Here is a 24,128-nt window from a genome sequence, read left to right as displayed (position 1 = left end):
TTCTCGGTGCGAGGTTTCGACAAGGTCACCAAGGAAGCCGGAATCGTAATACTGGCGTTAAACATTATGAAACTGGTCACGGTAGGGACCAACTTTAAAAATCAAAGGCGTAAGCAAATGGGACGAGAAACCAAAATTCGGTTTCTCGTCCCATTTGCTTATACAGAGGCTAGTTATGTCACAGCCTCATTTTAATTAATGCTCGTTTTCCGTAACTGCGTAATACCGAATTCTCTTATGTTGACGCTGTGCATAGCCAATTTCTTGCCTAGTCCGCTCACCAATGTAGCCAGCAACATTAATGACCACTACTTCATCTGCCAAGTCGATTTTTTTCAAATGTGTCTGGCGTAAATTCTGAAGCTCAATCGGTGTTAATACTTCATCACTGAAAGCTGGCTTTAAAACAATAACACCTTGTTTACTCAGAGCCAGCTCAACCGTTTCAAATACTGCCGCATATTTTCTAGACCCACATAAAGTAACTATTTTAACAGCCATTCGTCAACCTTCCCTAAAGTGAACTGATCGACCAACGATTAAACTTCCGTCGCAGTCACATGCTTAGTTTTCACTGCAGTTCGCTGATTCAAGTGCGCCATACCAACACCAGTGAAACCGCTGATTACCGAGATAACTGGACAAAGTAAACTGAAGAAAACAAACGGTAAGTATTGGACGGTTGGTACTCCCAGCGTCGTCGTCAGGAAGACGCCGCCAACGCCCCACGGGACTAGGTAATTGATCACCGTACCGCCATCTTCAAGGACCCGCCCCAGTGCATTTCCGGATAAGCCACCATCATTGAATGCCTGGCGAAAAGCGCGCCCTGGTAAGATAATCGAAAGAAATTGTTCACCAACAAACACGTTGACACCAATACAAGTTAATACACCCGCCAATACTAACTTGCCATCGCTATTCAAGTGCTTAGCAACCGGGGTCATAATTTGATTGATCAGTCCAAACTTGACCAACAATCCTCCTAAGGATAGCGTAACCACAATTAACGCGACCATACTCATCATGCTGACGATTCCGCCCCGTGAAAGCAACGTATCAACACTCGTATTCCCCGTCTTCGAAACAAATCCCGTGTTAATAATGGCGGTTAACTTCGCCAGTGATAACTCAGGCTGTTCAAATAGAATCAAGCCCGCCGAAATAAAAATATTTAAAAGCATCGTTGGAATGGCTGGCATTTTAAACCCGGCACAAATGAAGACTAAGACGATTGGTAACAATGCCAAGGCTGAGATACTGAAATGACCATTTAAAACCGCAACTGTTTGATTGATCTTGGCTAAGCTTGTCTCCGTATTACTGTGCCCCAGCATAGCAAACAAGCCTAATGAAATGAGCCCGGCCGGTAGCGTGCTCCATAAGATATGCTTAATGTGCGTAAAAAGATCAGTATCCACTACGGCTGAAGCTAAATTATTGGTTTCTGATAATGGTGATAATTTATCGCCGAAGATTCCACCACTGATAATTGCACCGGCAACTAAGGCTGGATTCAGATTCATGGTCACGCCCATGCCGAAAAAGGCAATTCCGACCGTCGATGTTACCGTAAAGGCACTGCCGACCGCCGCACCGACTAGGGTACAAACAATAAAGACTGATGGCAAAAACCACTGAATATTAATAATTTTGAATCCAATCACCATGAGCGTAGGAATCGTTCCCGCCGCAATCCAAGTTGAAATCATCGCACCAATGAGAATAAAGATGAAGATTGGCACGATCCCTTTATCAATGCCCTCTTTAATCCCAGCATTAACTGCTGACCATGGAAAACCGCGCAACATCGCCCAAGCAGTGACAACGCCCATTGCGAGTAATACGGGAACTTGGGGCGATAATCCCCAACCAATCACACCCGCACTCATAATTCCGAGGACGACCAGTAAGACAATGACTGCTTCTAAGGTACTAATTTGTGGTGCTTTTGTTTTGTTCATAATTTATTACCCCTTCGATTGATAAAATTCCAGTGACGCATATTCATCATCAAAATTTTAATATCGTGCAATCCCACCACAGCGTTGATTTGTCATTATTCTCATCCTCTTCATCAAAAAAATCGTCCCCATTGTTCATATGAACAACAGGGACGATTAGACTAGTCGCGGTACCACCCAGGTTGCGGATTATTGACACTTAATCCACCACTCACTAGAAGATAACGGTTCTAGTTATTATCCGTTCAGTCGAAACTCGGTTACCGTATTTCAATCATAGTAGCTGACCGGTTCGCAGCAACCACCGGCTTCCTGACACCTACCACTATGTCTACTTGATGTAACGTTATCGTACAGTTATTAACTTGTGATTAACAATACCACCATCTTTTATCATCGTCAAGCCATTTTATAATATAATTCTCATTTTAAGATTACGACCGTGTTACAGCTCGCAAGCGCGCTTGGTGGGCAAAAGTGATGCCACCAAATAGTAACGTCCAAATAATCGCACCGATTGCACCGACAATATCAGCTTGAATGAAGAATAGACTGGCAAAAATGAGAACAAAAAAGGCAATCGTCAGTGGGCTCGTGATTCGGTACGCCGGCATCTTAAACCCATCCGCCAGATAGTCATTAGATAGCCGGTACTTCCGGTGGGCCAGCATCGCCAGCGTGTAAACAATCAGGTACATATCACTAGAGATCCCGGTCACGACGGTAAAAACTGCCGTCGTTGCAGCACTTAAACTCATGATGGGGGTCACTAGCACTAGTACCGCGGACAACACGATTGCTGCTGCCGGCACACCACTTTTCGAAATCTGACCAAAGATTTGGTGCATGCGACTCGTAACTGGCATTTCAGTGGCTAGCTGATAGAAGTGACGTCCAGCTGAGAACAAACAACTATTTAGCGATGAGGCTGCCGACGTTAAGACGACAAAGTTAATGATGGCGGCCGCTGCTGGGTATCCTGCCAACTTGAAGACTTGCACAAACGGACTGCTATCGGGTGACAGTGATGTCCACGGAATAATGCCCATAATGACAATTAACGCACCAATATAAAACAACAAGATCCGCAACAAAGTTTCATTGACCGCCTTTTTGATAACGCGGTGAGGGTTCTTGGCCTCACCAATCGTTATACTGACAAATTCAATGCCCTGAAAAGCAAAGAAGACCATTGGAAATGCCGAGATAAAGTTAGCTATCCCATTGGGAAAGACCTGATAATTATGGAACAAATTGCCGATTGAAGCCTGGCCTAATGGGGTTGGGTGATGTCCCACCATCATGAAAATACCAGTGACAATCAGTGCAATGATTGCGACGATCTTAATCATCGCAAACCAGAACTCTGCTTCGCCAAATAACCGTGCAGCCGTTAAATTAACGCCCGCCAAAATTAACAGGAAGCTAATCTCAATTAGCCAGGCGGGGACATTTGGTAACCAAAATTTGACATACGTTGCCGTAGCCGTCAGCTCAGCCATACAGACAAAAATCAAACCGATCCAATAGGTCCACCCTGTAAAATGACCAACACTCGGTCCCAAATAGCGGGAAATAAACGCCACGAATGTGTGTTGGGTAGGATCAGAATAGAACATCTCACCAATTGCCCGCATCATTAAAAAGAAGAAGAAGCCCAACACCAAGTACACCCACATGACTGACGGTCCCGTCTTTGAAATCGTACTCCCTGAACCAAGAAATAATCCTGTCCCAATCGTGCCACCAATTGCAATCATTTGGACATGCCGGTTACTAAGCGCCCGGATTGTGCCATCAGCATTAGTTATTTTCATAAGACCCCTCCACAAATTTTAATGACTTTGTTGTTAAATCTTAATGTTGTGTCATTATAGCACGCTCTAACTTTCACTTAATTGCGATTTTTAACTATCAACCCCTGTTTTTAACGACGAATAGGTCGCAATACTTTGTTTTCTAAAGCTGTCTTCCTTATCGAAAACGTCACCAAAGCTGTAGTTGCTGCGTTTGACCGCCTAATTTGGCGCTACAAAAAAAGCCGCCCGAGTATTTACTCGAACGACCTCATTTATTTAATGCACCCATCCTGACACAATAACACTTACCACAAAAAGGCAATCATCTTGTGAGCAACACTTGGATTCTGATTCAACGCGCAATGCGCCGCCTGTTCCCCACTGTAGAAAGCTTCTTGATACTGTGCTAATTTTCCGCGCAACAAGTACCGAATTGAGCGCGCTGAAGCGACACCCACAAAACCATCATTGTTATACCCCGTGTTTGTATCTCCATAGACATTGAGTAGTTTCACGTTGTCTGGAAAATTGTGGCGATACTTGAGCATTTCTGAAAAATGCTTCGTGAAACGACTTGGTTTAACATCCAAGCGCCGGACCGTTGCTTCCGTCTGCGTGCTCAGAAACCCGGTCAGGCCATCGAACGGTCCGCCAATCGTCACGATTTTATTCAACGTTGGTAAGCGTTTGTCATGCCCATACTTCAATGCCTGATTGACAATATCATTGGCCCCGAGGGAATGACCAACCGCATTATAAGCTTTGACGCCATACTTCGCTTTTAGTTGGACTAAGACTTGGTGTAACCAATAGATCTGGGCTTTTTGTGAGGCGTGATTATCTTGAAAAACAACTTGAACCATCGGATTCTTGATTGACTTTTGCCAATAACCCTTAAAGGCCATCACACCATTCTTGTACACGTGCACCACTAACGCTTTTTGGGCAGCCCCCGCTTTTTCGGCTTTACGAATCAGATAGTTCGTCGAATACGCCCCACCATTGTAGCCATGTAAAAAGACCGTCGCTGTCTTTGACTGGTCATATTGATTCTTTAATATTCGTGCAGAACGCGGTGTCAATTGACTCGTTACTTTCGTAATCTTGGTATCATGATTCCGGGCCCCAACTAAAATCACAGCCGCACCGACAACAAAAACAATCAATAACAATTGAATCACCGTTCGCCAACGTTTCATCAAAATTATCTTACCCTTCATTATGTTTAACAGTCTTATTTTACGCGTTTCAATTAAAATAACCAGTCATCGTTTTCAACAATCGCCTTTTTAACCCGCACCAACGAATATTGAACCCAAATCATATTCTTTAGCCACTCATCTCGTTATAATGGACTTACTAGGTTAAATAACTAACCTACTCAAATTGTTTATTTCTGGAGGGTAACTATGGAAAAACCAACGTTTAAATATCCTGATAAGGCTGCGTATGAGTTCGTCATTCAAGCCTTAGCCGCAAAAGGGATTACTTATCATGAAATTGCGCATATCACTTATAACTTACAAACAAAATACGTCCCTAACTTAACAATCGAAGAGTGCGAAATGGAGACGCAAGAAGTACTGCATAAGCGCGAACTATTGAACAATGCGATGGTTGCGTTAGAACTCGACCGCCTTGCCACAGAAGGCCAGCTAAACGAGCCGCTCCAATCTATCATTGCCAGTGACGCCGGCGTCTTCGGTGTTGATGAAGGCTTAGCACTTAATATGGCGAATATTTACGGCACCATCGGCGTCACTAATTATGGTTACGTGGATAAAGTTAAAGAAGGCGTCATTAAGAAGTTAGATACTGATAAGTCAGGCGTTGTTAACACGTTTATTGATGACCTAGTTGGTGCGATCGCGGCGGCCGTTGCGGCTAAAATTGCACATAAGTATGCCTAAGCATTGTATTTGCTAGTCGTTATCGCCTATAAAAATCAGCAGGCATCCTACTTCAATGCCTGTTTGCTTGAATTAGCTAGTCTGTACTGGATATGTCCGCTAAAAAACAGTTACTTCAAAATGAGGTAACTGTTTTTTTGTTGACCATGCTCACCACTAAATTAACCCACAACTGCCAAATGACATGCCTACTCCTCGACCTAACTACTGTAACTGATCTGCATAATCTCGTAAGTAAGTTGTCATCGTATGCGGGGCGTGACCCAGCACTTTTTCAGCCGTATCGGTCACGCGTTTAGCGTTGCCCAACTGGGTAATCAAATACAGCATTACCATAACATTAACATAGTCCTTCTTGATTCCCCGCTTCAACATCACGCGGCGAAACCGCCATAAGCTCGGTCGATGATACGTTACCGGGTGACCAAAGGATTCAGTCATTAGCGCCGCAATTTGCTGATAAGTCAACGCTTCTGGACCAGTCACAGTCAATTTCTGTTGTAAATATTGTGTATCTAGTAACGCCACGCCCGCAATCTCACCAATATCACGTGTATCAATAAAACTCGTCTTCGACCGCCCGGCTGGGATAAACAAATCGTGATTTTGCTGAATGTCGACGCGATGCGTGGTATTCAAATTTTGCATAAAGAAGCTCGGTCGAATGAATGTGTACGGTAACTGTAACTGTTCGATCATCTGCTCGATTTGATGATGTGGCGTCATTGGATTATGCTCAACACCCATCAACGAAACAAATACGACCTGCTCAATGTGGTGTGCTTGTAAGCATTTTAGGAAGGGCCACATATCTTGCTTGGGTTTAGCAAGTTGTGGTGGCCGCACGAAAAACACCTTTTGGATTCCCCGTAACGCCGCATCAAAGGTCGTCTCGTCTAAAAAATCAAAACGTCGAATTTCGACGTTCGGATACGCAGCCAATAGTTGCTCGTCTTTATGTAAGTTGTGGGCACCAGCAACAACTTGCACCCCCACCTGTTGATCTAGATATTGAATTAACGGTAAGCCAATATTTCCCGTCCCACCTATCACCAGTATTTTCATTTTATTAATTGCTCCCTAGTTTTTTTAACAGTTGTCTTAAAGACTGTTTTTCAGCAGCCGTCAATTTCTGAAGCCCCGTCGCAACAACCTGATCGCTAATACGCTGGCCGGCCTGCAATTCTTGTATGCCAACTTGGGTCAAGCGTAGTAGCTTTGCTCGCTGGTCCGCTGGATTAACGTCCTGTTCAACCAATCGCTTGGCAGCTAAGCGTCGAAGAATTCCTGACATCGTCGGCCGGTCCATATCGAGAACGTGGCACAGCTGGTTGGCAGTCGGCTGTTGCGCCGTTCTTTCGACCCAAAGACTGATTTGTTGCATCACAGCCCATTGTTGAATCGTCAATCCGTTAGCAATTAGCCGTTGATTTAGCTGATAACGTAACTGTTTGGAAAACTGCATTAGTAAATAACCAATATTATCCATTTCATCCTCCACTATTTAGTTAGTATACTAACTAAATAGCTGTAATTTGTCAATTTACACACAAAACAGCACCGCTTAACTGTGCCAATCAGTTTATACTGGCAAGTAAGTAGTACTGTTTTATAATGTTTCGCCCCAAAAACACGGCATCAACTCATAAGCCGATCATTTTAAGCCATCTGATGTTCTGACATTGCTTGCATCTTGAGTACGCGCTGTTCACGTGGAATAAACATCCGAATCTCATCTTGGTTAAAGCCGCACAGAAGTCGGTGATCGTCAAAAATAATTGGTCGCCGCAATAATTGCGGTGTTTGGCTTAATACCCGAACAGCTTCGCTTAATGGCATATCTTCAATCGGTGTCGTCTTACTCAGTTTGTGATAAGCATTGGACTTAGTACTGATCAAATCATCAATGCCATTGTACGTGTACTGTAGCAGGTGCTTGATTTCAGTCTCCGTTAACGGCTGTGCATTCATATTACGTTCATGAAACGGGATCCGGTGTTCGAGTAACCACCGGTGGGCCTTGCGACAACTTGCGGTACTTGGTAACACACATAAGTTTATCATAAAATTATCCCCAATCTTGCTTGCCTAACAATGCAGCCCCCATTATTGTGCACTGTAATAGTTGACGTCATTAATTAACAACATAATCATAGCAAAATTCGCAGCTAATTGCTAGCGTTTTCAAAAAATAATTAAAATAATTTGATGGGCGCAGTTTATTGCAGGCCTAATCCCAATTTCATCTATACCAATATTACGCAATTTATATTAAGCGGTTGGTAATTGACCACTATCCTTCAGGTAATCACGCAGTACCACTGCCTGATTATGTTGTTCGTCCTTGGCACCGAACAATAAGATCACATTCGTCTTCGTCAGTTGTTCAGCAACTTGACTAATAAAGCTGGCCGTCAGGGGATTCTCATCCAATTCAGCCCGGTAACGATCGACAAATTCGGGATATTTCGCCGGTTCATGATTGAACCACTTACGTAACGTGGTCGATGGGCCAATTTCCTTTACCCAATTGTCCAACTGAGCGTTAACCTTCGAAATACCCCGGGGCCACAAGCGATCTACCAACACCCGATAACCATCCGTATCAACTGGTTTCGTGTAAATCCGTTCTAATTTTAATTGCATAATGAACACTCCTCCTATCGTACGCTGCGGTAAACAATCTATGACCATTTACAATAACCTATCACATTTCATGACCATAAGTTGACTCCATTATAACGCAGGTGCCGGTATCGTTAAATCGAACCAACACTTTCCCGCAACCACATATTGATCAGACCTCATGACAGCCACTATCATCAATTCAGCACAAAAAAATCAGGTCCCACGAATGGCCCTGATTTTCATCACAATGAGTTGACTAACATCTTATCATGATTATGACAATTACGTTAGCCTTCACCGATCACAACTTCAACTTGGCCCCTTTTCGGCACAAAGTTAATGTTATAAATCGGTTCCCGCAATACCTTTTCATATTCTTCTAAGACATCTTGTGGCAATGGCGTATGGGCGGCCAATGCGCGCATTAAGTCATCGACCGAATAAACATCTTCCATGTTAATAAAGATCCGCATATTTCCCACAACATCATTCAATAATTCTGTCAAAATCGCATTGGGCTTACCGTTACCATCTGTAACAACCACTTGATTACTGTCGACTTCTTTATGGTCTATCTTTGTTAACTTAACGATATCAAATACATTTAACATGCGCGACCCTCCGTCACAATATTGATTTGCTATATTCTACCACAACCATAGCACATCTGAAGGGTGAAAAGTATTTAATGTTGACTGAATTAATCAATTGAATAGCGTGCAAAAATTTTTTCTTGAACCTTAGGCATTGGAAGTTTCTGCCGCTCAATCAACGTAAAGGTCTGACCAGCAAAGTAGGCTAAGTCACTTAACCCAACTTGACCACTCAAACCTTGAATGGTCCACTTCTGATGCGTAAACGTATGGGTCACAGGCCGCCCGGTCAGATAATGGGCCGTTAGCTGGAGCTGATATTCACGTTTAAAATAATTTTCTACCGCCGTAACTAGTTCTTCAGGTTGGTAATCATCATCTAAGTCTAAATCTGCAATCGGAATCAAGGGAACCGTCCATAAATTAGCCAACATCCCGTTACTCGGTCGCTTCGTCATCAACCACTGATCCTGCATCTTAGCTAATACCGCCACGTAAGCAACCGGCTTGGGCCGCGGTTTCTTCGTCTTGACCGGATAGGCTAACTCATCCCCATCCAAATAAGCCTGATTAAAGCGTTTGACCGGCGAATGGGCCGTATCTGGTTGCCGCGCTGTCATGTAGCTTGAACCGAGGTCCATAATCGCCTGGTTAAAATCTCCAGGTCGCTCTTGTGAAATAATCTGACTGATTACCCGTTCAAAAACAGCGCGGGTCTGGGGCTTCGCAATATCCGCATCAATCTTGAGCAACCGGCTAAAGACGCGATAGGCATTACCATCCACAGCTGGAACTGGTTCATTGAACGCAATGCTGGCAATCGCTCCTGCAGTGTACGGGCCAATCCCAATCAACTCCGTCAGCTCAGCGGCAGTTTGAGGCCACTGTCCATCGTAATCGGTTAACAATTGTTTGGCACACCGTTGCATATTGCGGACACGTGAATAATAACCCAGGCCCTCCCACGCCTTTAACAACTGTGACTCAGGTGCGGCAGCTAGGTCCGCTACCGTTGGAAAAAGTGCCATAAAGCGCTGATAATAAGGAATCACAGTTTGAACCTGCGTCTGCTGTAACATAATTTCAGAGACCCAGACGTGGTAAGGCTCATGGTCATGTCGCCATGGTAAATCGCGGCCTTCGTGATCAAACCAATCTAATAGCGTCGTCTGAAAATCTTTAATTGTTGCCGCATCCCATTCAATCATTACTAACCCTCCAAAAAAGGCCACGAGGCTTCGTCTATCCGAAGTTCGTGACCACCTTATTTACAAATTAATCCAAAGTGTTAGCCAAATCTACGAGTGTTTTTTCGTAGTGATCCGTCACACTTTCATCCTGGAAATCGGCATTGAAAACGGCCAATGTCAAATACTCGGGGTATTTTAAGATGACCGCTGCCAGCCGCTTATTAATATCTGGATATTTTTGATCTTCATTATTCAAAATATCCAGACTCGCTTGGTAACAAACATTGGCTAAAAACAAATAATCCACAAAATAATTAAATCCTGGTTCGTTTTTTAATTCAAAATGCGCCTTCACGTCCACTGTTTCCGAAATATTCGTTAAATACTTCGTTACAATTTCTTGATACTGACGTAACAACTCCGCCTTTGCTTCTGCATGTACCGTTGCCATAAAATATCCCCACCTAATTTAATCTCTGTGAAGATTATAGCATACGGCGTAACCCCTGCTGAATGTTAGCTGCTAATCCAGCTAACTGATCGTACTGCCACTGACGCTCGGCAGTGACCGCAGCCATGTCATTTGGTTGCGTTAAATTAACCAATTTAATTGTTTGGTCCGAGGCCCGCAGCGCATTTTCATCCGCATCTGCGGAAGCTACGGCCCAGCGAACGCAGTCCAGTGCCGCCGCGCCAATGGAACTCGTCGTCGTTGCACTTAACTTAGTCAATCTTGTCAGTGCCTGCCGTACCTGGTAGCCACTAACAAGATTAACTTGCCACAATTCATTAGCATCAATTGCGAGTCGCAATTGTCGATCATATTTCTGTTGGTTATCAACATACTGCAAGGCTTTCTTGGCGATAATTAACGCCCATTTAGCCAATTGTTGTTGTGAGAGTTCACCAGTCAAAGCTTCGATTTGAGCCCGTATTCCAGGGTCATCGTCAATCTCAATCTTAGGGTGACTCGGTCTAAAACCTTCCGTCATCACGCATTCCTACTTTCTTACAAATCCGACAACAAACATATCCTATCATTATCAATATTCAGTTCAATTGATATATCGATAGGATTAAATTGTACCAGAAATCCAGCAAAGATGTGAGTATCTGACTCCAGATTTCATCAAAAATTTACAAATTTTTGTAACCGTTTCATCCGCTATAAATACAATAAAAAGACGCCCTGCCACCAATCGCGGCAAGTCGTCATATAAACCATTACTGAATTTCAATATGATGGGTATCCGCAGCTGCCTTCTTTGGCAAAGTTAACTGCAACACACCATTTTCATATCGTGCTTCGATCTTGTCAACATCAACGTCGGGTAAAGAATATTGCCGGCCAAAGCGACCAGTTTGACGTTCGCTCGCGATAATATTACCATCTTTATCGCTTTCATCACTAATACTATCGCGTTTTACAGCAATCGATAATGTGCCATCCCGATACTTCAAGGCAATATTCTGTTTATCGATTCCAGGAACATCGACTTTCATCGTGTACTGATCGTCATTTTCTTTAATATCAGTCTTTAGGACCGACCCATGACTACCAGCATTTAAGAATGTCCGACCGAATCCATTAACCAAATCGTCCATCTTAGTCCAGTCATTCAACCGATCAAATAAATCATTGTGCCAATTCACCATATCGTTAGCCATTATGAAATCACCCTTTCAATTTGTTTACATCATTAATAATAAGCACTTTCATCAAGATTGCAACAATTTAGCACTCTCCGTATCAGAGTGCTAAATCACTCCACTTGATATGCCCGCATATCAACTGGGATCACCCTGACCATTTTATGTGGCGTGATTGTTAGTTGCTGGGTCGTTATCTTCGTAGGCCAGCGAGACTGCGGGCGATCAGCTAATTCCAAACCGACCAACATTCTGATTCGATCCAGAATATCAGGCACCCCAAATACATTATTACCCTGATTAAATGAAGTTTGGAGCATATTAATGGCAACCTGTAAGCGCTGATTATGGAAGCTAAAGGTTACTGGCACGTACACCAGATCAGTAGACGATAATTGCTCTTGTGCCAACGTCTTATCAAGCTGCGCCATAAACGCTGTAAATTGATCCATTTGTGTCACCCCCATCATTAATTACCGCTATTATACTGCAAGACTGCTGTGACAGCTATTCAAATGGATGGCTGTCATAGCACTGCTAACAACCGACCATCAGTCTCCGTGCCAACTGCAATTTTGCTCGAACCAGTCAATCATCACCAGGCGATCCCGTGCACTCATTTTGGACAAAATAAAAGGGCGCGACCAATGTCTCGCCCTAACTGAAGAATCACGCTAATTATTAGTTATTAGATAACTTTTTAGCATCTTCATCGATCGTTTCGAAACCGGAAACGCCACTCTTCTTCTTTGGATGCTTTGCACGTTCTTCTTCGGCTTTTTGAATCATAGCCTTTTTTTGTTCCTTGCTAAGCTTTTGTGCCATGATTATCGCCTCTTTTATCTTGGACAGCGAAGTACAACTTCGCTACATGTTCATTATAAGTCTAAATTCAAAAAGTGGCACAAATTTGCTTAACTTTTTTGAAACTGCTTACTTGAATTCTGTAATAATTAAGTTTACAGTTAAGATGTTCAGGAGGGGATTATATGACAAATGTATTGATCTTAGGGGCTGCGGGCCAAATTGCTCGTTTAGCCGAACAGCAATTTTTAGCCAACACAACTGATAATTTGACACTTTACTTACGTAATAGTAGCCGGGTCGCAGACCAACAATCTGACCGGGTGACGATTATCGATGGTGATACGACTGATGAAGCCAAATTAACCCAGGCGATGACGGGACAAGATGTCGTTTATGCTAATTTGGCTGGTCAAAACATCAAGCAGCAGGCTGAAACCGTGTTAAAAGCCATGCATACCAGCGGCCTCAAACGGCTCATTTGGATCTCAACTTTAGGGATCTATGACGAAGTTCCCGGCAAGTTCGGTCAATGGAACAACGCAACGTTGGGTAGTTACCTGACGCGCTACTACGCCGCGGCTGAAGTCCTAGAAAATTCCGATCTCGACTACACAATCATTCGCCCTGCGTGGTTGACTAATAAGGACGAAATCGACTACGAAATAACCCAGCGACACGATCCGTTTAAGGGAACTGAAGTTTCTCGTAAGAGCATTGCGGCACTCGTCGTTAAATTAACCCAAGATCCCACAAGTAACATTCGCACGTCTTTAGGTGTTAACAAACCTAATACTGATGGTGACAAGCCTGCTTGGTATTAATTACCAAGCTGGTAAAAACCAATTTAAAAATCGACTAGAATCACCACAATCGGCAATGCGTGGTGGTTCTTTTATTATCCATCAAATTATGAGAAAAATGATAATATCTAGACAGTTAACTAACGATGACTGATAATCAAGCTATCAATTCACTGGTATAACCAGCAATCCGTTCTCATGTTTTTTTCATCAAAAGTAATACCTGTAACCATTGATAAATCGCGGGTCTTTGCAATTGACGGTCAAAAATACAAGTGTTAAATTATAGACTCAATTTGAAAATAACTGGCGATATTCTTCAGTTTTCAAGGAGGCTTTCACTTGAATTTGAAATGGTACGTTAAGCAATTTAATGGTCTAACCACCACCCAACTGCACGATATTTATCAACTTCGTGCCAAGACCTTTATTAAAGAACAAGATCGGTCTTACCAAGACCCTGATGATACTGACTTGGACGCGCGTCACGTCTTCGCCTACGATCAGGGGCAACTCGTCGCTTATGCACGAATTTACGAACATGCTGGGGTCGTTTCGTTCGGCCGGATAACGACTGACAGTTGCTATCGTGGGACGGGCCTTGGCAAGCAACTCATGAATCACGTCATGGCAATTCTTAAAGTGCATTACAGCGCCGCCACCATTGAAATCGATGCCCAAACGCACGCCCAGAAGTTTTACGAGAAGTTCGGATTGATTGCGGAAGGTCAGCCTTATATTGACCTGGGTGCCGAAGTTATTAAAATGCACGCCCCCGCCCGGAAACTGGTGTTGGCGTAGCACAACTTACCAACCATCGTCCCCCAAGATAACTTTAATCTACTCAAATTATGATTAAAGCTGCGCATCAGAATGTTAAAATTCTGACACGCAGCTTTTATTTTTGGTCATTTCACAAATGGTCAAGTCCTGCTGAGCCCTTATTCAAGGACCCTAACTAAACAAAAATGATAACTATCATTACAACTAATCACTAGCCGGATCACTCCGATACTGCTGCAAGATATAAATCGCGACAATCACCAATAACGAGCCGAGGATTTCGACCCATGTCACTTGTAAGCCTAAGAAAATAATACTTAGTACAAAAGTCACTACTGGTTGGACGGCATCAACAATACTGACCACCGCAGACGGCGCGTACTGTAGACTATGTAGCAACGATAAGAAAGCAAAAATCGTCCCGATTAAAACGATGGCGCCAATTGAAGTCACTAGCGTTGGTGTAATTTTTGGTGCACCGATCCAAATTGGGTGATATAAATTAAATAGGATTCCCGCAATCAATGTCCCCCAACCAAGAATCACGACCGGTGAATTTTCGGCTACAATCTTTCGCGGCAAGACTACGTACAAGGCCGCTGTTACCCCCGAAAGGATTCCCCAGACGAGTGCATCCATCGGAATCGCCAACTCATGAATGTTACCCTTAGTGATTGCTAAAAACACCCCCAACAAGGAGACCGCAAACGCAATTAAATCAGTTCGTAAAGGCAGTTCCCGTTTAAACAGCAACGTTCCTAGTACAATAAACAAAGGACTTAAGTATTGTAAAATAGTGGCGGCAGCGGCTGTTCCGCGCTCAATACTGATGTAAAAAGTATACATATTCGCCATCAATCCCACTGTCGCGTATGCCACTAATTGTCCAACCGACGCCCAAGATCTAAAGACTTTGAAGATTTTGGTACCCTGTTGCACAAATCCAATCGCTAACAGAATGATTCCAGCAGATAACGTCCTTACAGATAAGAACCAATCAGCCGGGATGGCTTGGTTTTGTGATACGAACTGCATCACTGTACCTGAGACTCCCCACAGGGTCGAGGCCAACATCGCCCACATGATGCCCTTCATATAACGGTTAGTTGTCATATTTTTCAATTTCGCTCTACCTCAATTTAATTAATGGCAATATTATACCGAGACTTAATTAAAACTCACTGAAAATCGAGCGTTGTTTTTTAGGAAGATTCAGTAATCTTTATCATAATCAAGTTCTATCATCTATAAGCAACGATAAATCCGAACTTTTATTACTAATTGTGCGCAATTACACGGAAACCGCCCTCAACTAAATAGCACTGGGGCGGGTAACTACAGTAATTGCCCGCCCCAGTGCTATTTAAGTTCATACCGATCCTAACAATTTGCGCCCATACTGATGCCGTTTCCAGCACACCGTACTTCAAGTGCCGTTTGGTTAGCTATTGTTTCACTGTTGACAATCCCTAGTCCGAACTGACCAGGACAGAAGTGCTTAAAAGAGCGTCCCAACGTAGTAGTGAATGAACATTGTCACGATCCCAACGAGCACGTTGCGAATCACCGCCGTCTTCACATTGCCCTTACCTAATACGGCCGATAAATATCCTGTTAAGGCCACGGCAACGGACACCGCGATAATTGTTGCCGGCCACTGCCAATGAGCCGGTGCAAACGTCATCGCGAGCAACGGGAAGACGCCTCCTGCTGACGCTGAGAATAGCGATGCAAACGCTGCATCCCAAGGATTCATATAGTGTCCTAGTTGCATATCATATTTGATGCTGACAACGGTTGCCAATGGTTTTTTAGTTAATAAATCGCGTGCAATCGCCATCGCCGTCTCTTCCGTCACGCCAAGAGTCATATAGTGGCGTTGAACAGCATGCAATTCACCCTCAAAATCCGTCTTCAGCAATTGCCGCTCCTTTTCAACCACGGCTTTTTCAGTATCCTTCTGCGTGCTGACCGAAGCATATTCTCCTGACGCCATCGAAAAAGCACAGGCTAATAAATCAGATAATCCAGCAATAAAAATCGTGAACTGATTAGTCGTGGCGGCCGCCACACTAAACAGCACCCCCACAACGGTTAAAATACCATCATTAGAACCTAAGACACCTGCTCGTAATGAGTTTAACTTCTCATCCATCGTTTGTTTGGTCTTCTCAGACTTTGTCCTTGTCAGTTGCATAAGCTCGCTCCCCTTGACCCTTTAATTAAGCAAATAAGTGACCAATAAAGTACGTTACGATCATCGTCAATAACCCGGCAACGACGTTACGAACCATTCCACGCCGACGATTAGCATTACCCAGCATCGCCGCAACGTATCCCGTAATCATTAATGCAATTCCGACAGCCAACACCGTTGCTAACACCTTCACCCGTGGTGGGAAAAAGGTGATCGAAACTAATGGCAAAATTGAGCCAGTGGGAAAGGCAATCATCGACGCAATACCAGCCGCATACGGACTGATGAACTGGTTCGGATTGAAACCATAGCGCTCACGCACCGTCGTAGTCAGCGCATCTTCCGCCATCATTTCCCGGGTTGCTTGTTGCGCCAACGGTTTACTGATTCCTTGATCGACATATTTTTGTACGACTAGCGACGCTTCTGCTTCATAATCATCGGCAAGTGCTGCCTTCTGCTTAGTAATCGCCATTTTTTGTGAATCTTTTTGCGTATTCACGGAGACGTATTCACCCATGGCCATTGAAATCGTCCCAGCCAACATCCCGGCTAGTCCAGATATTAAAATCGAAAAACTATTGGTGGTTGCCCCCGCAACGCCAACAACAATGCCGGCAACTGATAGAATACCATCATTCGCTCCCATGACACTTGCTCGCAAAATATTAACCCGCTGTGCCAAAGACATCCTTTTTTTCATGTTTGCCGCCTCCGTAGATACTTTATAATCATTATTACCTAGTAAATATTATATCTTTCAGAAAGAAAATGCAAGGCTTATTTGTAATCATTATCGAGTATAAGTTATGTATCCCTAAACTATAATATAGTGTACCACCATTTAATTATTAAAGTTAATTTGAATAATTATTATAGGTCATTGAAAGTGCTATTCTGCCTAGAATCAAAAAAAGCAGCACCGTTAGCATAAAATGCTAACGGTGCTGCTTTCATATTTTGACCCTAATATATTCCAACTTAGTTTGCTAACCGGAACTGTTGGGTTGTCTTTAATTCAAATTCAGTCGGTTGCGCGGCCGTCATTAAAGCTGGTGTCAATTCGACCCGCGTAATCGTCTGATCCGCGTATGGTTGCATGTAAAATGCTGGTTCATTCATGCTCATATAGGCGCGGTACTGGGTATAATCTGGCGTCCCGTTATCTTGCATCTTAACGCCCTTAGGAATCTCCACTGAGTTCAGCATGTGTGATAATGCGTTGACAGCTTCTGCATCAGTCGTTACTGCATCCGTATGTTCACGCATGAAGACCGTCCGAACGAAGCGTGCAACTGACGTATAGTCACCAGGCATTCCCAACGCCCCAGTTCCAGGACCGAAAGGATTCACCGTCATGTCACCGTATTGACGACTAGGATGAGGGCCGGGTTGTAAGTTGACGTAATTACTCAAATTCTTGAGATGCCATTCAAAATCTGGTGTGTTCGTCATGACGCCCACCGGATTCTTCATGTAGTGAACACCGTCATTTTCCAATTCTAAGACGTAAGTAGAACCACTCTTGTCACTAATGATCCAGTGTAGTGGTACCACAATATTCAATAGTGGTGCGGCGGCTTCCATCACGTTCAAGTCAGCAATCCGTTCGCCTAATTCAGCGGTGCTCTTCACGTTTCCTAAAATCCACATTAAAACTTCGTGGGGTGCCAAGTTAACCTTGCCAGCCTTAGTCTGCTGAGTAAAGTGAGCTTGTCCCGAGAAATAGAGTGCAGCAGCACTGACCCCGTGCTCATTGACACCATCGACAAAGATATAGCCATTTAAGTCACGGCCCGTTCCAACAAAGCTATACGGGCTATCAAAACCGTCCGCATTGGTAACACTGTCAAAATGGTGATTCCGTGGGATTGCCACTGGTCGACCACCAAGTTCAAAAGCAAAGTCCATGGTGCGTGCTAAAAACTGATCACCCGCCGTGGTTTGAATCGTTAAACTAGTACACATGGGTTTCACATCCTTGATTTAAATACTATTATTCTAGCATCTAAACCCATTATAAACACACATTTGCACAAATTAATTTACGCCAATCAGTTTATCTTAGTCTTTTAATCGTAACGTCATCGCATTAATTGCCACGATTACCGTGCTTAATGACATCACTACCGCACCAAACATCGGGTTCAAAATAAAGCCGAGTGGTGCGAGAATACCAGCAGCCAAGGGGATTGTGATGACATTGTATCCAGCACCCCACCATAAATTTTGCGCCATCTTCCGGGTCGTTCGCCGGGCCAGAGCCAAGAAATCGACCACATCATTTGGATTACTCTTAACGAGAACGATATCAGCAGAATCAATAGCAACGTCAGTCCCAGACCCAATGGCAACGCCAATATCTGCCCGGGCCAGACTAGGGGCATCGTTAACACCATCGCCAATCATCATAACGTGGCTACCATCAGCCTGATACTGTTGAACGAGCTTAGCCTTATCTTCAGGCAATAAACCCGCATGCACTTCTGTAATTCCGAGCTGCTTAGCAACGACTTGGGCGCTCTGCGGATTATCACCGGTTAGCATTACTGGGGTAATGTTTTGGGCCTTCAAACTATCGATCAAGTTCTTGGCTTCCGGCTTGATCTGGTCACCCTGAGCGACAAAACCTAAGACTGTCTGCTCCTGAATCAAAAAACTGACTGAGTTACCGGCACTTGCCAGTCGATTGAACGTTTGCTGGTCATAGGCTAAATTTTGTTTATCCAAGTAAGCTGCCGAAACGATCTGATACGTCTGCCCATCAATCGTGCCGCTTAACCCGACACCAGTAATCTGATGAACATCCTGACTAACCTTAGGGGTTAACTGATGTTCCTTAGCGGCAGCAAGAATTCCGACAGCTAAGGGATGACTAGAGCCATTTTCCAAACCGGCCATCATCGCCAAGACTGCGTCCGCAGTTAGCCGGTCGGCGCTACTTTGATAATCAGCGACCTTAAAGTTACCAGCTGTCAATGTCCCGGTCTTATCCATCAACGCGTAGTTCAACTTTTTGACTTGTTCCATCGCATCCCGATTACGAATCAGTAACCCGTGGCTGGCCGCAATCGCCGTACTCCGTGCCACTACCAATGGAATTGCCAATCCTAAAGCGTGAGGACAAGCAATCACGAGCACTGTCACCGCAATTGATAGTGCTAACGCCAGATTGCCCACGAGTAACCAGACGATAAAGGCAACGATTGCAACGGTCAAGGCAGCGTAGAACAAGAGTCCGGCCACTTTATCCGCCATATTTTCTTGCGACGATTTGGCCGCCTGTGCGTCACTGACTAACTTCATGACTTGGGCTAAGTATCCGGATTCACCAGTCCCGGTGACTTTCATCTCAAACGTCCCATCACCATTGACTGAACCACCCACAACTTGATCCTTAGCGCGTTTTTCAACTAACTTAGCTTCACCAGTAACCATCGCTTCATTCACACTAGTCGCACCATTTAACACTGTGCCGTCAGCTGGAATTTGTTCACCAGCCCGGACCTGAACTTGATCACCATTAGCTAGATCAGCAATTGCCACGTCATGGACCTGCCCACCAACTAACTTATGTGCCGTACTTGGTAACAGTTTTGCTAGTTTATCTACCGCCGATCCCGCATTCATGACCGTATTCATCTCGATCCAGTGACCTAACAACATGATGACGATCAAAGTCGCTAGTTCCCAGAAGAAATCGGTCACCATTGGTTTTGCATTTAACAAGTCATTGGCAACCACAGCATAGATACTGTAAACGTACGCCACACTGATACCCATTGTAATCAACGTCATCATGGCAGGCTTATGATTTTTGACCTCCGCCTTGGCACCGCTGAAAAACGGTTGCCCACCGTATAGAAACAGGATTGTGCCTAAAATTGCGACGATATAATCGGACCATGGCCGAAAAACGATTTGAAATGGTAAATTGACCCCCATCATCGGACTCATAATGATAATCGGAATCGTCAGAACTAACGCTACCCAAAACTTCAACTTGAGATTGCCCATGTGCATCATCTCACCGTTACCCATATCCATATCGCCCATGTCATTTGAATCATGGTGCGCCATGTGTTGCATATCCATGTCTTTCATAATAGCGACCTCCCCTAGTCGGATTGTCTACATCTGTAATTTATGGCTAAAGTTTACAATTGTAGACGATAAAAGTCAAGAAAAACACTTTCTTGACTTTTTGTCGCCATTCATCTGTTTCCTGAGTATCCTATCTTGAAAGTAAGTCCCTTCCATTAGACGCACTATAACTGATGGTTCCGATTAAGGCCTGCACGAATGCCCCATGATCAGTTAGCCAAGTATCTTTAAAATCATTCTCCTCAAAAAATGTCATGTTCAGATTAAGAAAATCCAAACATGACACTCAGTGTTACTTCAATATTCGTTTATAACCACATTAACACCGCGTCCCCGGCACACAATCGCAGTCCACCATTTCTGGCGCATCCTTGGCTTTTTCAGCCAATACTGCCTGTAAGGCGGCGATATCCGTTTGACTCAATTCCGTTTGGTTAACAAGGTCCACCAGCGTTTGACCAACGCGCATCTGACATAAATGACCGAAGAGGGTGTCCACGGCTTCATCCATCGATGGCTGTTCCTCAACCATTGGATAATAATTGAACGCTCGACCATTCTTTTCAGCACGTAATGCACCTTTTTTGACGAGCCGTCCAAGCAGTGTCTTGACCGTTGCTGTCTTCCATCCCATCTTATCCGCCATGATTTCAGCGACCTGACTACTCGTGACATTGCCCAACGTCCAAGCAACCCGCATGACTTCCCATTCGGCATCACTGATTTCAATTTTAGTTTGTGCTTCCAATGGTTTGACCACCCTTCGAATTAAATTAACTGTAGTTTACAACCGTAAACGTAAAAAAGCAACTATCACCCTCGCACGGTTCATCATCTAGCATAGCGCAATTTTCTTTCTAATATCAACATTGACTGCCATTAACCACTACCCAAATCATCACTAGTTAGGTTAATAACTTGATTGGCGCAAAAAAGCGGCCCTAATTACTGAGCCGCAACAAAATGATCTAATAATGATGATAACGCCGCGACGCTATCTGGATAATTGCTCGGATGTTGTAATAGGTAGCTCTTAATTTTGCCGTGATACAATACCGTCGTGGCGGCTTGTCCGCTCGTCTGTAATAAACTCCGCCGAAATTCATTGAGCAACAGTTGTAACCCGCTTTGCGCTGCGTCTTGGCGCTCCAACATCAGTGCCGCACGGCTGATAGCATCGAGCACCTGCGTTTGCGTGATTTGTGATTGTGTTGACATGTTTTTCCCTCTATTTACTATAATATGCTTAAGTATACACCGTTAGTGGCACAAACAGGTATTATTTATCTGTTGAAAAACTATGTTATGCTACTAAATATTAATTATTTTAGTGACGGGGGTTCAGCATTTGAAACCAAACTCAAAACTATTACAGCGACTACGATCATGGATGCGTGGACGGTACGGTCAAAACGATACGTTAAACCGCTTTTTAAACAATCTCGCTTTACTATTGATCGTCATCAGTTTTTTCATTCGCACCGGGTGGCTACTCTTAATTGCCGTGATACTCATCGGTATTAGTTACTGGCGTTTGTTCTCTAAAAAGATTTATCAGCAAGTTGCGATCAATCGCGGCTTTCAGCGCTTTTGGTCACCGATTGTTCGCCCATTCAGCCGTTTAAAATACCAGGTCAAGCAGCATTGGCAATACCGCTTTTTCCGCTGTTCACAGTGTCACCAACGGATTCGGATTCCGCGTCATCATGGTCGCGTTCGGATAACTTGCCCCCAATGTGGACACCAATTCGAAGCTAAAGTGTAACCATCGTGCTTGGATGAAAACATAACGATTGTTGAACATAACTGATCCGCCTGCGGACCTGATTTTGCTTAGCAACCACCTATAATAGGCCACCTTAGTTTGACACTGAGGTGGCCTATTTACATACAAAAACACTATTTTAACAACCATTACGTGCTACCTTTCTCGTTCAATGAAACTACCGACAATTGCAGTCACAGACGCACTAGTTGAGTGATGGTTTTCAAACTACCGTAAATCAATCCTCTTTTTTCAGAAAAAACACTTACGAAAAAAATAATTTTCTGGTATGCTAACCCATTGTATTCAGGAAAGTGAGTGTGAACAATATAATGGATTCAGTACAAAGTAGCCCGCAAGCTAAACAACGGGCCCGCGTTCCCGTTGCCCATCCCATGCTAGCCATGATGGGGATGTTAATTGGTGGTTTTGTTGGGATGTTTAGTGAAACATCACTGAACATTGCCCTCCCCCAATTGATGGCTCAGCTACACGTGTCAACGGCAACTGTGCAATGGCTAGTAACCGGTTACATGCTTATGATTGGGATTGTCCTTCCACTTTCAAGCTTAATTACCAAATGGTTTACGACCCGCCAAGTGATTTTATTTGCCCTGATTGACTTCGCCGTTGGTGCGATTATTTCGGCTTCAGCACCTGGCTTTGGCGTATTATTATTCGGTCGAATGATTCAAGGTATCGCAACTGGCCTGATCTTACCGCTCATGTTTACCGTGGCTATGCAGATTTTTCCACCCTACAAATTAGGGGCAGCTATGGGGATGGTCGGTTTAGTCATCATGTTCGCACCGGCCGTGGGTCCAACGATTGCTGGAGCCATCTTAGGACTAGCTTCATGGCGGTGGATTTTTTGGCTCTTTATCCCATTCTTGATTATTGCCTTTATCTTTGCCGTCACTTCACTTAAAAACATTGCGAAAGTAACCCGGCCGAAAGTGGACTTCTTATCCATTTTACTTTCAATGGTTGGCTTTGGTAGCCTTGTTGTTGGCGTTAGTCTTGCTAGTGATCAAGGTTGGGGGTCGCCCGCTGTACTAGGTGCCTTAATTTTGGGACTGGTTATTCTGGCTTGGTATGCCCATCGACAACTCACCATGGAATCGCCAATTCTGAACCTTAAGACATTTGCTATCCCTGGTTTTCGGGTTGGCGCTTGCCTCGTTATGATTAACTTTGGGATTATCTTATCAGCCATGTATTTACTCCCAATGTACATTCAAAAGGGGCTGTTGATTCCCGTTGCCTTGACTGGGGTCATCATGTTACCCGGTGGCTTGATGAACGCAATTGTATCGGCCGTCTCGGGTCGCTTATATGACTCGATTGGCGCCCGCACTCCAGCAATGCTGGGGTTCTTGATTTCAATGGTTGGTGCCCTCATGTTGGCACTGACAACCACGCTGAGTGCAACGTGGTACGTTATTTTGGCCCACGTTATCTTAATGATTGGGGCGCCATTAGCGATGTCCCCTTCACAGACGCATGGTTTAAATTCCTTAACGGGACCAATTGCCGCCGATGGTAGTACAATCATGAACACACTACAGCAAGTCGTTGGTGCCATTTCAACCGCAATTGCAACGAGCTTATTAGGCATTGGCCAAGCTTCTTACTACGCCAATGGGGGTCATCAAGCTGCTAGCGCGTTCGTCAACGGTGCCCACTACGGGTTCTACTTTACGTTTATTTTAGCGCTCGCCGGTTTGTTGCTTGCAACCCGTTTGTCTAAAAAAACGACTAACTAACTGTCATTAATCAAAACTAGCGCTGTTAATCATAAGCAGCCTAGTTTTTTTATTTTACGATCGATTATCATTGAAGTAGTCTTGGGTGGCTTCTCATCAGCAAGCCACCCAAGACTACTCAGTCACCATGCAATGCTTAGCGTTCTTACCATACTAAGAATCCTGATAAATA

The 24,128-nt window shown here is 44.1% G+C and carries 28 protein-coding genes and 1 pseudogene; 6 read left to right on the top strand and 23 right to left on the bottom strand.

The features are described 5' to 3' along the window. Window positions 1–195 (top strand): annotated as a pseudogene (locus tag MZO41_RS05200) (IS1182 family transposase); the annotation flags it as partial. Here MZO41_RS05200 and MZO41_RS05195 read toward each other — a convergent pair. The 4 genes from MZO41_RS05195 to MZO41_RS05180 all read right to left on the bottom strand — a co-directional run bounded on the left by MZO41_RS05195 (window position 196) and on the right by MZO41_RS05180 (window position 4,983). Then, a complete protein-coding gene (locus MZO41_RS05195) occupies window positions 196–501 on the bottom strand; it encodes a hypothetical protein (RefSeq protein ID WP_013355995.1) in 306 nt (101 codons plus the stop codon). It lies immediately after the preceding pseudogene. A gap of 38 nt (window positions 502–539) precedes the next feature. Then, window positions 540–1,964 carry a Na+/H+ antiporter NhaC gene (nhaC, locus tag MZO41_RS05190; RefSeq protein ID WP_003643500.1) on the bottom strand — a complete coding sequence of 475 codons (1,425 nt, stop codon included), beginning with the start codon at window positions 1,962–1,964 and terminating at the stop codon, window positions 540–542. A 434-nt stretch (window positions 1,965–2,398) separates the two neighbouring features. Continuing rightward, window positions 2,399–3,781, bottom strand: a complete 1,383-nt coding sequence (locus tag MZO41_RS05185) for an amino acid permease (protein ID WP_003642951.1) — start codon at window positions 3,779–3,781, stop codon at window positions 2,399–2,401. 287 nt (window positions 3,782–4,068) lie between these two features. Next, on the bottom strand, window positions 4,069–4,983 hold the full coding sequence (locus MZO41_RS05180; RefSeq protein WP_022638593.1) for an alpha/beta hydrolase: 915 nt from the start codon (window positions 4,981–4,983) through the stop codon (window positions 4,069–4,071). Window positions 4,984–5,172: 189 nt separating this feature from the next. On the opposite strand from MZO41_RS05180, the gene MZO41_RS05175 reads away from it, so the two are divergent. Then, entirely contained in the window at window positions 5,173–5,673 is a 501-nt protein-coding gene (locus tag MZO41_RS05175; RefSeq protein WP_003642953.1) for a phosphatidylglycerophosphatase A family protein, read from the top strand. A 204-nt stretch (window positions 5,674–5,877) separates the two neighbouring features. On the opposite strand, the gene MZO41_RS05170 is transcribed toward MZO41_RS05175, so the two are convergent. From MZO41_RS05170 to MZO41_RS05120, 11 genes are all read right to left on the bottom strand, one after another. After that, the gene (locus MZO41_RS05170) at window positions 5,878–6,738 is read right to left on the bottom strand and encodes an NmrA family NAD(P)-binding protein (RefSeq protein ID WP_003642954.1); all 861 of its coding nucleotides are present in this window, start codon (window positions 6,736–6,738) and stop codon (window positions 5,878–5,880) included. 4 nt (window positions 6,739–6,742) lie between these two features. Then, window positions 6,743–7,162, bottom strand: a complete 420-nt coding sequence (locus MZO41_RS05165) for a MarR family winged helix-turn-helix transcriptional regulator (protein WP_013355997.1) — start codon at window positions 7,160–7,162, stop codon at window positions 6,743–6,745. Window positions 7,163–7,332: 170 nt separating this feature from the next. Beyond that, window positions 7,333–7,737: a Spx/MgsR family RNA polymerase-binding regulatory protein gene (locus tag MZO41_RS05160; protein WP_013355998.1), complete on the bottom strand. Its 405-nt coding sequence runs from the start codon at window positions 7,735–7,737 to the stop codon at window positions 7,333–7,335. A gap of 207 nt (window positions 7,738–7,944) precedes the next feature. After that, window positions 7,945–8,319 (bottom strand): DUF488 domain-containing protein, encoded by a 375-nt coding sequence (locus tag MZO41_RS05155; protein WP_003643505.1) that lies wholly within the window; start codon window positions 8,317–8,319, stop codon window positions 7,945–7,947. Between the two features lie 269 nt (window positions 8,320–8,588). Further along, window positions 8,589–8,912, bottom strand: coding sequence for a hypothetical protein (locus MZO41_RS05150; RefSeq protein WP_003642958.1), 324 nt, complete (start codon window positions 8,910–8,912; stop codon window positions 8,589–8,591). A gap of 89 nt (window positions 8,913–9,001) precedes the next feature. Continuing rightward, window positions 9,002–10,102, bottom strand: a complete 1,101-nt coding sequence (gene mutY, locus MZO41_RS05145) for an A/G-specific adenine glycosylase (RefSeq protein WP_003643506.1) — start codon at window positions 10,100–10,102, stop codon at window positions 9,002–9,004. Between the two features lie 67 nt (window positions 10,103–10,169). Next, window positions 10,170–10,535 (bottom strand): hypothetical protein, encoded by a 366-nt coding sequence (locus MZO41_RS05140; RefSeq protein ID WP_003642960.1) that lies wholly within the window; start codon window positions 10,533–10,535, stop codon window positions 10,170–10,172. Window positions 10,536–10,569: 34 nt separating this feature from the next. Further along, complete coding sequence (locus MZO41_RS05135) at window positions 10,570–11,076, bottom strand: putative immunity protein (protein ID WP_058906928.1); 507 nt, start codon at window positions 11,074–11,076, stop codon at window positions 10,570–10,572. Window positions 11,077–11,308: 232 nt separating this feature from the next. After that, window positions 11,309–11,752, bottom strand: a complete 444-nt coding sequence (locus MZO41_RS05130; RefSeq protein WP_013356000.1) for an Hsp20/alpha crystallin family protein — start codon at window positions 11,750–11,752, stop codon at window positions 11,309–11,311. Window positions 11,753–11,847: 95 nt separating this feature from the next. Continuing rightward, entirely contained in the window at window positions 11,848–12,204 is a 357-nt protein-coding gene (locus tag MZO41_RS05125) for a hypothetical protein (protein ID WP_013356001.1), read from the bottom strand. 211 nt (window positions 12,205–12,415) lie between these two features. Further along, window positions 12,416–12,559 carry a hypothetical protein gene (locus MZO41_RS05120; protein ID WP_003642964.1) on the bottom strand — a complete coding sequence of 48 codons (144 nt, stop codon included), beginning with the start codon at window positions 12,557–12,559 and terminating at the stop codon, window positions 12,416–12,418. A 164-nt stretch (window positions 12,560–12,723) separates the two neighbouring features. Between MZO41_RS05120 and MZO41_RS05115 the strand changes: the two genes are divergently transcribed. Continuing rightward, entirely contained in the window at window positions 12,724–13,362 is a 639-nt protein-coding gene (locus tag MZO41_RS05115) for an SDR family oxidoreductase (RefSeq protein ID WP_003642965.1), read from the top strand. A gap of 321 nt (window positions 13,363–13,683) precedes the next feature. Then, on the top strand, window positions 13,684–14,142 hold the full coding sequence (locus tag MZO41_RS05110) for a GNAT family N-acetyltransferase (RefSeq protein ID WP_003642966.1): 459 nt from the start codon (window positions 13,684–13,686) through the stop codon (window positions 14,140–14,142). A gap of 186 nt (window positions 14,143–14,328) precedes the next feature. Here the strand turns inward: MZO41_RS05110 and MZO41_RS05105 are convergent, their stop codons facing one another. From MZO41_RS05105 to MZO41_RS05075, 8 genes are all read right to left on the bottom strand, one after another. Next, complete coding sequence (locus MZO41_RS05105) at window positions 14,329–15,237, bottom strand: DMT family transporter (RefSeq protein WP_011102124.1); 909 nt, start codon at window positions 15,235–15,237, stop codon at window positions 14,329–14,331. A 385-nt stretch (window positions 15,238–15,622) separates the two neighbouring features. Next, on the bottom strand, window positions 15,623–16,321 hold the full coding sequence (locus tag MZO41_RS05100) for a VIT1/CCC1 transporter family protein (protein ID WP_003642968.1): 699 nt from the start codon (window positions 16,319–16,321) through the stop codon (window positions 15,623–15,625). A gap of 25 nt (window positions 16,322–16,346) precedes the next feature. Then, window positions 16,347–17,024, bottom strand: a complete 678-nt coding sequence (locus MZO41_RS05095; RefSeq protein ID WP_003645552.1) for a VIT1/CCC1 transporter family protein — start codon at window positions 17,022–17,024, stop codon at window positions 16,347–16,349. A 278-nt stretch (window positions 17,025–17,302) separates the two neighbouring features. Next, the gene (locus MZO41_RS05090; RefSeq protein ID WP_003643511.1) at window positions 17,303–18,289 is read right to left on the bottom strand and encodes a choloylglycine hydrolase family protein; all 987 of its coding nucleotides are present in this window, start codon (window positions 18,287–18,289) and stop codon (window positions 17,303–17,305) included. 96 nt (window positions 18,290–18,385) lie between these two features. After that, window positions 18,386–20,425 carry a heavy metal translocating P-type ATPase gene (locus MZO41_RS05085; RefSeq protein WP_013356002.1) on the bottom strand — a complete coding sequence of 680 codons (2,040 nt, stop codon included), beginning with the start codon at window positions 20,423–20,425 and terminating at the stop codon, window positions 18,386–18,388. A 130-nt stretch (window positions 20,426–20,555) separates the two neighbouring features. After that, the gene (locus MZO41_RS16785; protein WP_286208022.1) at window positions 20,556–20,681 is read right to left on the bottom strand and encodes a hypothetical protein; all 126 of its coding nucleotides are present in this window, start codon (window positions 20,679–20,681) and stop codon (window positions 20,556–20,558) included. Between the two features lie 63 nt (window positions 20,682–20,744). Beyond that, window positions 20,745–21,173: a CopY/TcrY family copper transport repressor gene (locus tag MZO41_RS05080; protein WP_003643512.1), complete on the bottom strand. Its 429-nt coding sequence runs from the start codon at window positions 21,171–21,173 to the stop codon at window positions 20,745–20,747. A 197-nt stretch (window positions 21,174–21,370) separates the two neighbouring features. Beyond that, window positions 21,371–21,643 carry a hypothetical protein gene (locus MZO41_RS05075; RefSeq protein ID WP_003642973.1) on the bottom strand — a complete coding sequence of 91 codons (273 nt, stop codon included), beginning with the start codon at window positions 21,641–21,643 and terminating at the stop codon, window positions 21,371–21,373. Window positions 21,644–21,773: 130 nt separating this feature from the next. Here MZO41_RS05075 and MZO41_RS05070 point away from each other — a divergent pair, with 130 nt between their 5' ends. Both MZO41_RS05070 and MZO41_RS05065 read left to right on the top strand, forming a co-directional pair. After that, window positions 21,774–22,190: a Zn-Finger Containing protein gene (locus MZO41_RS05070; RefSeq protein ID WP_033098936.1), complete on the top strand. Its 417-nt coding sequence runs from the start codon at window positions 21,774–21,776 to the stop codon at window positions 22,188–22,190. A gap of 332 nt (window positions 22,191–22,522) precedes the next feature. Beyond that, window positions 22,523–23,956 (top strand): DHA2 family efflux MFS transporter permease subunit, encoded by a 1,434-nt coding sequence (locus tag MZO41_RS05065; RefSeq protein ID WP_013356004.1) that lies wholly within the window; start codon window positions 22,523–22,525, stop codon window positions 23,954–23,956. Window positions 23,957–24,128: the final 172 nt, after the last annotated feature.

The organism is Lactiplantibacillus sp. C232 (assembly GCF_023806725.1).
GTDB classification, from domain to species: Bacteria; Bacillota; Bacilli; order Lactobacillales; family Lactobacillaceae; genus Lactiplantibacillus; species Lactiplantibacillus plantarum.
Note: the sequence above shows the minus strand (reverse complement) of the source record. Positions and strands in the feature narration are given on the sequence as shown.

Bases quoted from the DNA above. Each gene is read 5' to 3' on its own strand.
- mutY (WP_003643506.1), bottom strand. From the start codon at position 10,102: ATGATTGAATGGGATGCGGCAACAATTAAAGATTTTCAGACGACGCTA.
- MZO41_RS05185 (WP_003642951.1), bottom strand. From the start codon at position 3,781: ATGAAAATAACTAATGCTGATGGCACAATCCGGGCGCTTAGTAACCGG.
- MZO41_RS05065 (WP_013356004.1), top strand. From the start codon at position 22,523: ATGGATTCAGTACAAAGTAGCCCGCAAGCTAAACAACGGGCCCGCGTT.
- MZO41_RS05195 (WP_013355995.1), bottom strand. From the start codon at position 501: ATGGCTGTTAAAATAGTTACTTTATGTGGGTCTAGAAAATATGCGGCA.
- MZO41_RS05155 (WP_003643505.1), bottom strand. From the start codon at position 8,319: ATGCAATTAAAATTAGAACGGATTTACACGAAACCAGTTGATACGGAT.
- MZO41_RS05090 (WP_003643511.1), bottom strand. From the start codon at position 18,289: ATGTGTACTAGTTTAACGATTCAAACCACGGCGGGTGATCAGTTTTTA.
- MZO41_RS05150 (WP_003642958.1), bottom strand. From the start codon at position 8,912: ATGTTAAATGTATTTGATATCGTTAAGTTAACAAAGATAGACCATAAA.
- MZO41_RS05125 (WP_013356001.1), bottom strand. From the start codon at position 12,204: ATGATGGGGGTGACACAAATGGATCAATTTACAGCGTTTATGGCGCAG.
- MZO41_RS05075 (WP_003642973.1), bottom strand. From the start codon at position 21,643: ATGTCAACACAATCACAAATCACGCAAACGCAGGTGCTCGATGCTATC.
- MZO41_RS05120 (WP_003642964.1), bottom strand. From the start codon at position 12,559: ATGGCACAAAAGCTTAGCAAGGAACAAAAAAAGGCTATGATTCAAAAA.
- MZO41_RS05085 (WP_013356002.1), bottom strand. From the start codon at position 20,425: ATGAAAGACATGGATATGCAACACATGGCGCACCATGATTCAAATGAC.
- MZO41_RS05115 (WP_003642965.1), top strand. From the start codon at position 12,724: ATGACAAATGTATTGATCTTAGGGGCTGCGGGCCAAATTGCTCGTTTA.
- MZO41_RS05165 (WP_013355997.1), bottom strand. From the start codon at position 7,162: ATGGATAATATTGGTTATTTACTAATGCAGTTTTCCAAACAGTTACGT.
- MZO41_RS05135 (WP_058906928.1), bottom strand. From the start codon at position 11,076: ATGACGGAAGGTTTTAGACCGAGTCACCCTAAGATTGAGATTGACGAT.
- MZO41_RS05130 (WP_013356000.1), bottom strand. From the start codon at position 11,752: ATGGCTAACGATATGGTGAATTGGCACAATGATTTATTTGATCGGTTG.
- MZO41_RS05170 (WP_003642954.1), bottom strand. From the start codon at position 6,738: ATGAAAATACTGGTGATAGGTGGGACGGGAAATATTGGCTTACCGTTA.
- MZO41_RS05140 (WP_003642960.1), bottom strand. From the start codon at position 10,535: ATGGCAACGGTACATGCAGAAGCAAAGGCGGAGTTGTTACGTCAGTAT.
- MZO41_RS16785 (WP_286208022.1), bottom strand. From the start codon at position 20,681: ATGACATTTTTTGAGGAGAATGATTTTAAAGATACTTGGCTAACTGAT.
- nhaC (WP_003643500.1), bottom strand. From the start codon at position 1,964: ATGAACAAAACAAAAGCACCACAAATTAGTACCTTAGAAGCAGTCATT.
- MZO41_RS05105 (WP_011102124.1), bottom strand. From the start codon at position 15,237: ATGACAACTAACCGTTATATGAAGGGCATCATGTGGGCGATGTTGGCC.
- MZO41_RS05160 (WP_013355998.1), bottom strand. From the start codon at position 7,737: ATGATAAACTTATGTGTGTTACCAAGTACCGCAAGTTGTCGCAAGGCC.
- MZO41_RS05180 (WP_022638593.1), bottom strand. From the start codon at position 4,983: ATGAAGGGTAAGATAATTTTGATGAAACGTTGGCGAACGGTGATTCAA.
- MZO41_RS05100 (WP_003642968.1), bottom strand. From the start codon at position 16,321: ATGCAACTGACAAGGACAAAGTCTGAGAAGACCAAACAAACGATGGAT.
- MZO41_RS05095 (WP_003645552.1), bottom strand. From the start codon at position 17,024: ATGAAAAAAAGGATGTCTTTGGCACAGCGGGTTAATATTTTGCGAGCA.
- MZO41_RS05175 (WP_003642953.1), top strand. From the start codon at position 5,173: ATGGAAAAACCAACGTTTAAATATCCTGATAAGGCTGCGTATGAGTTC.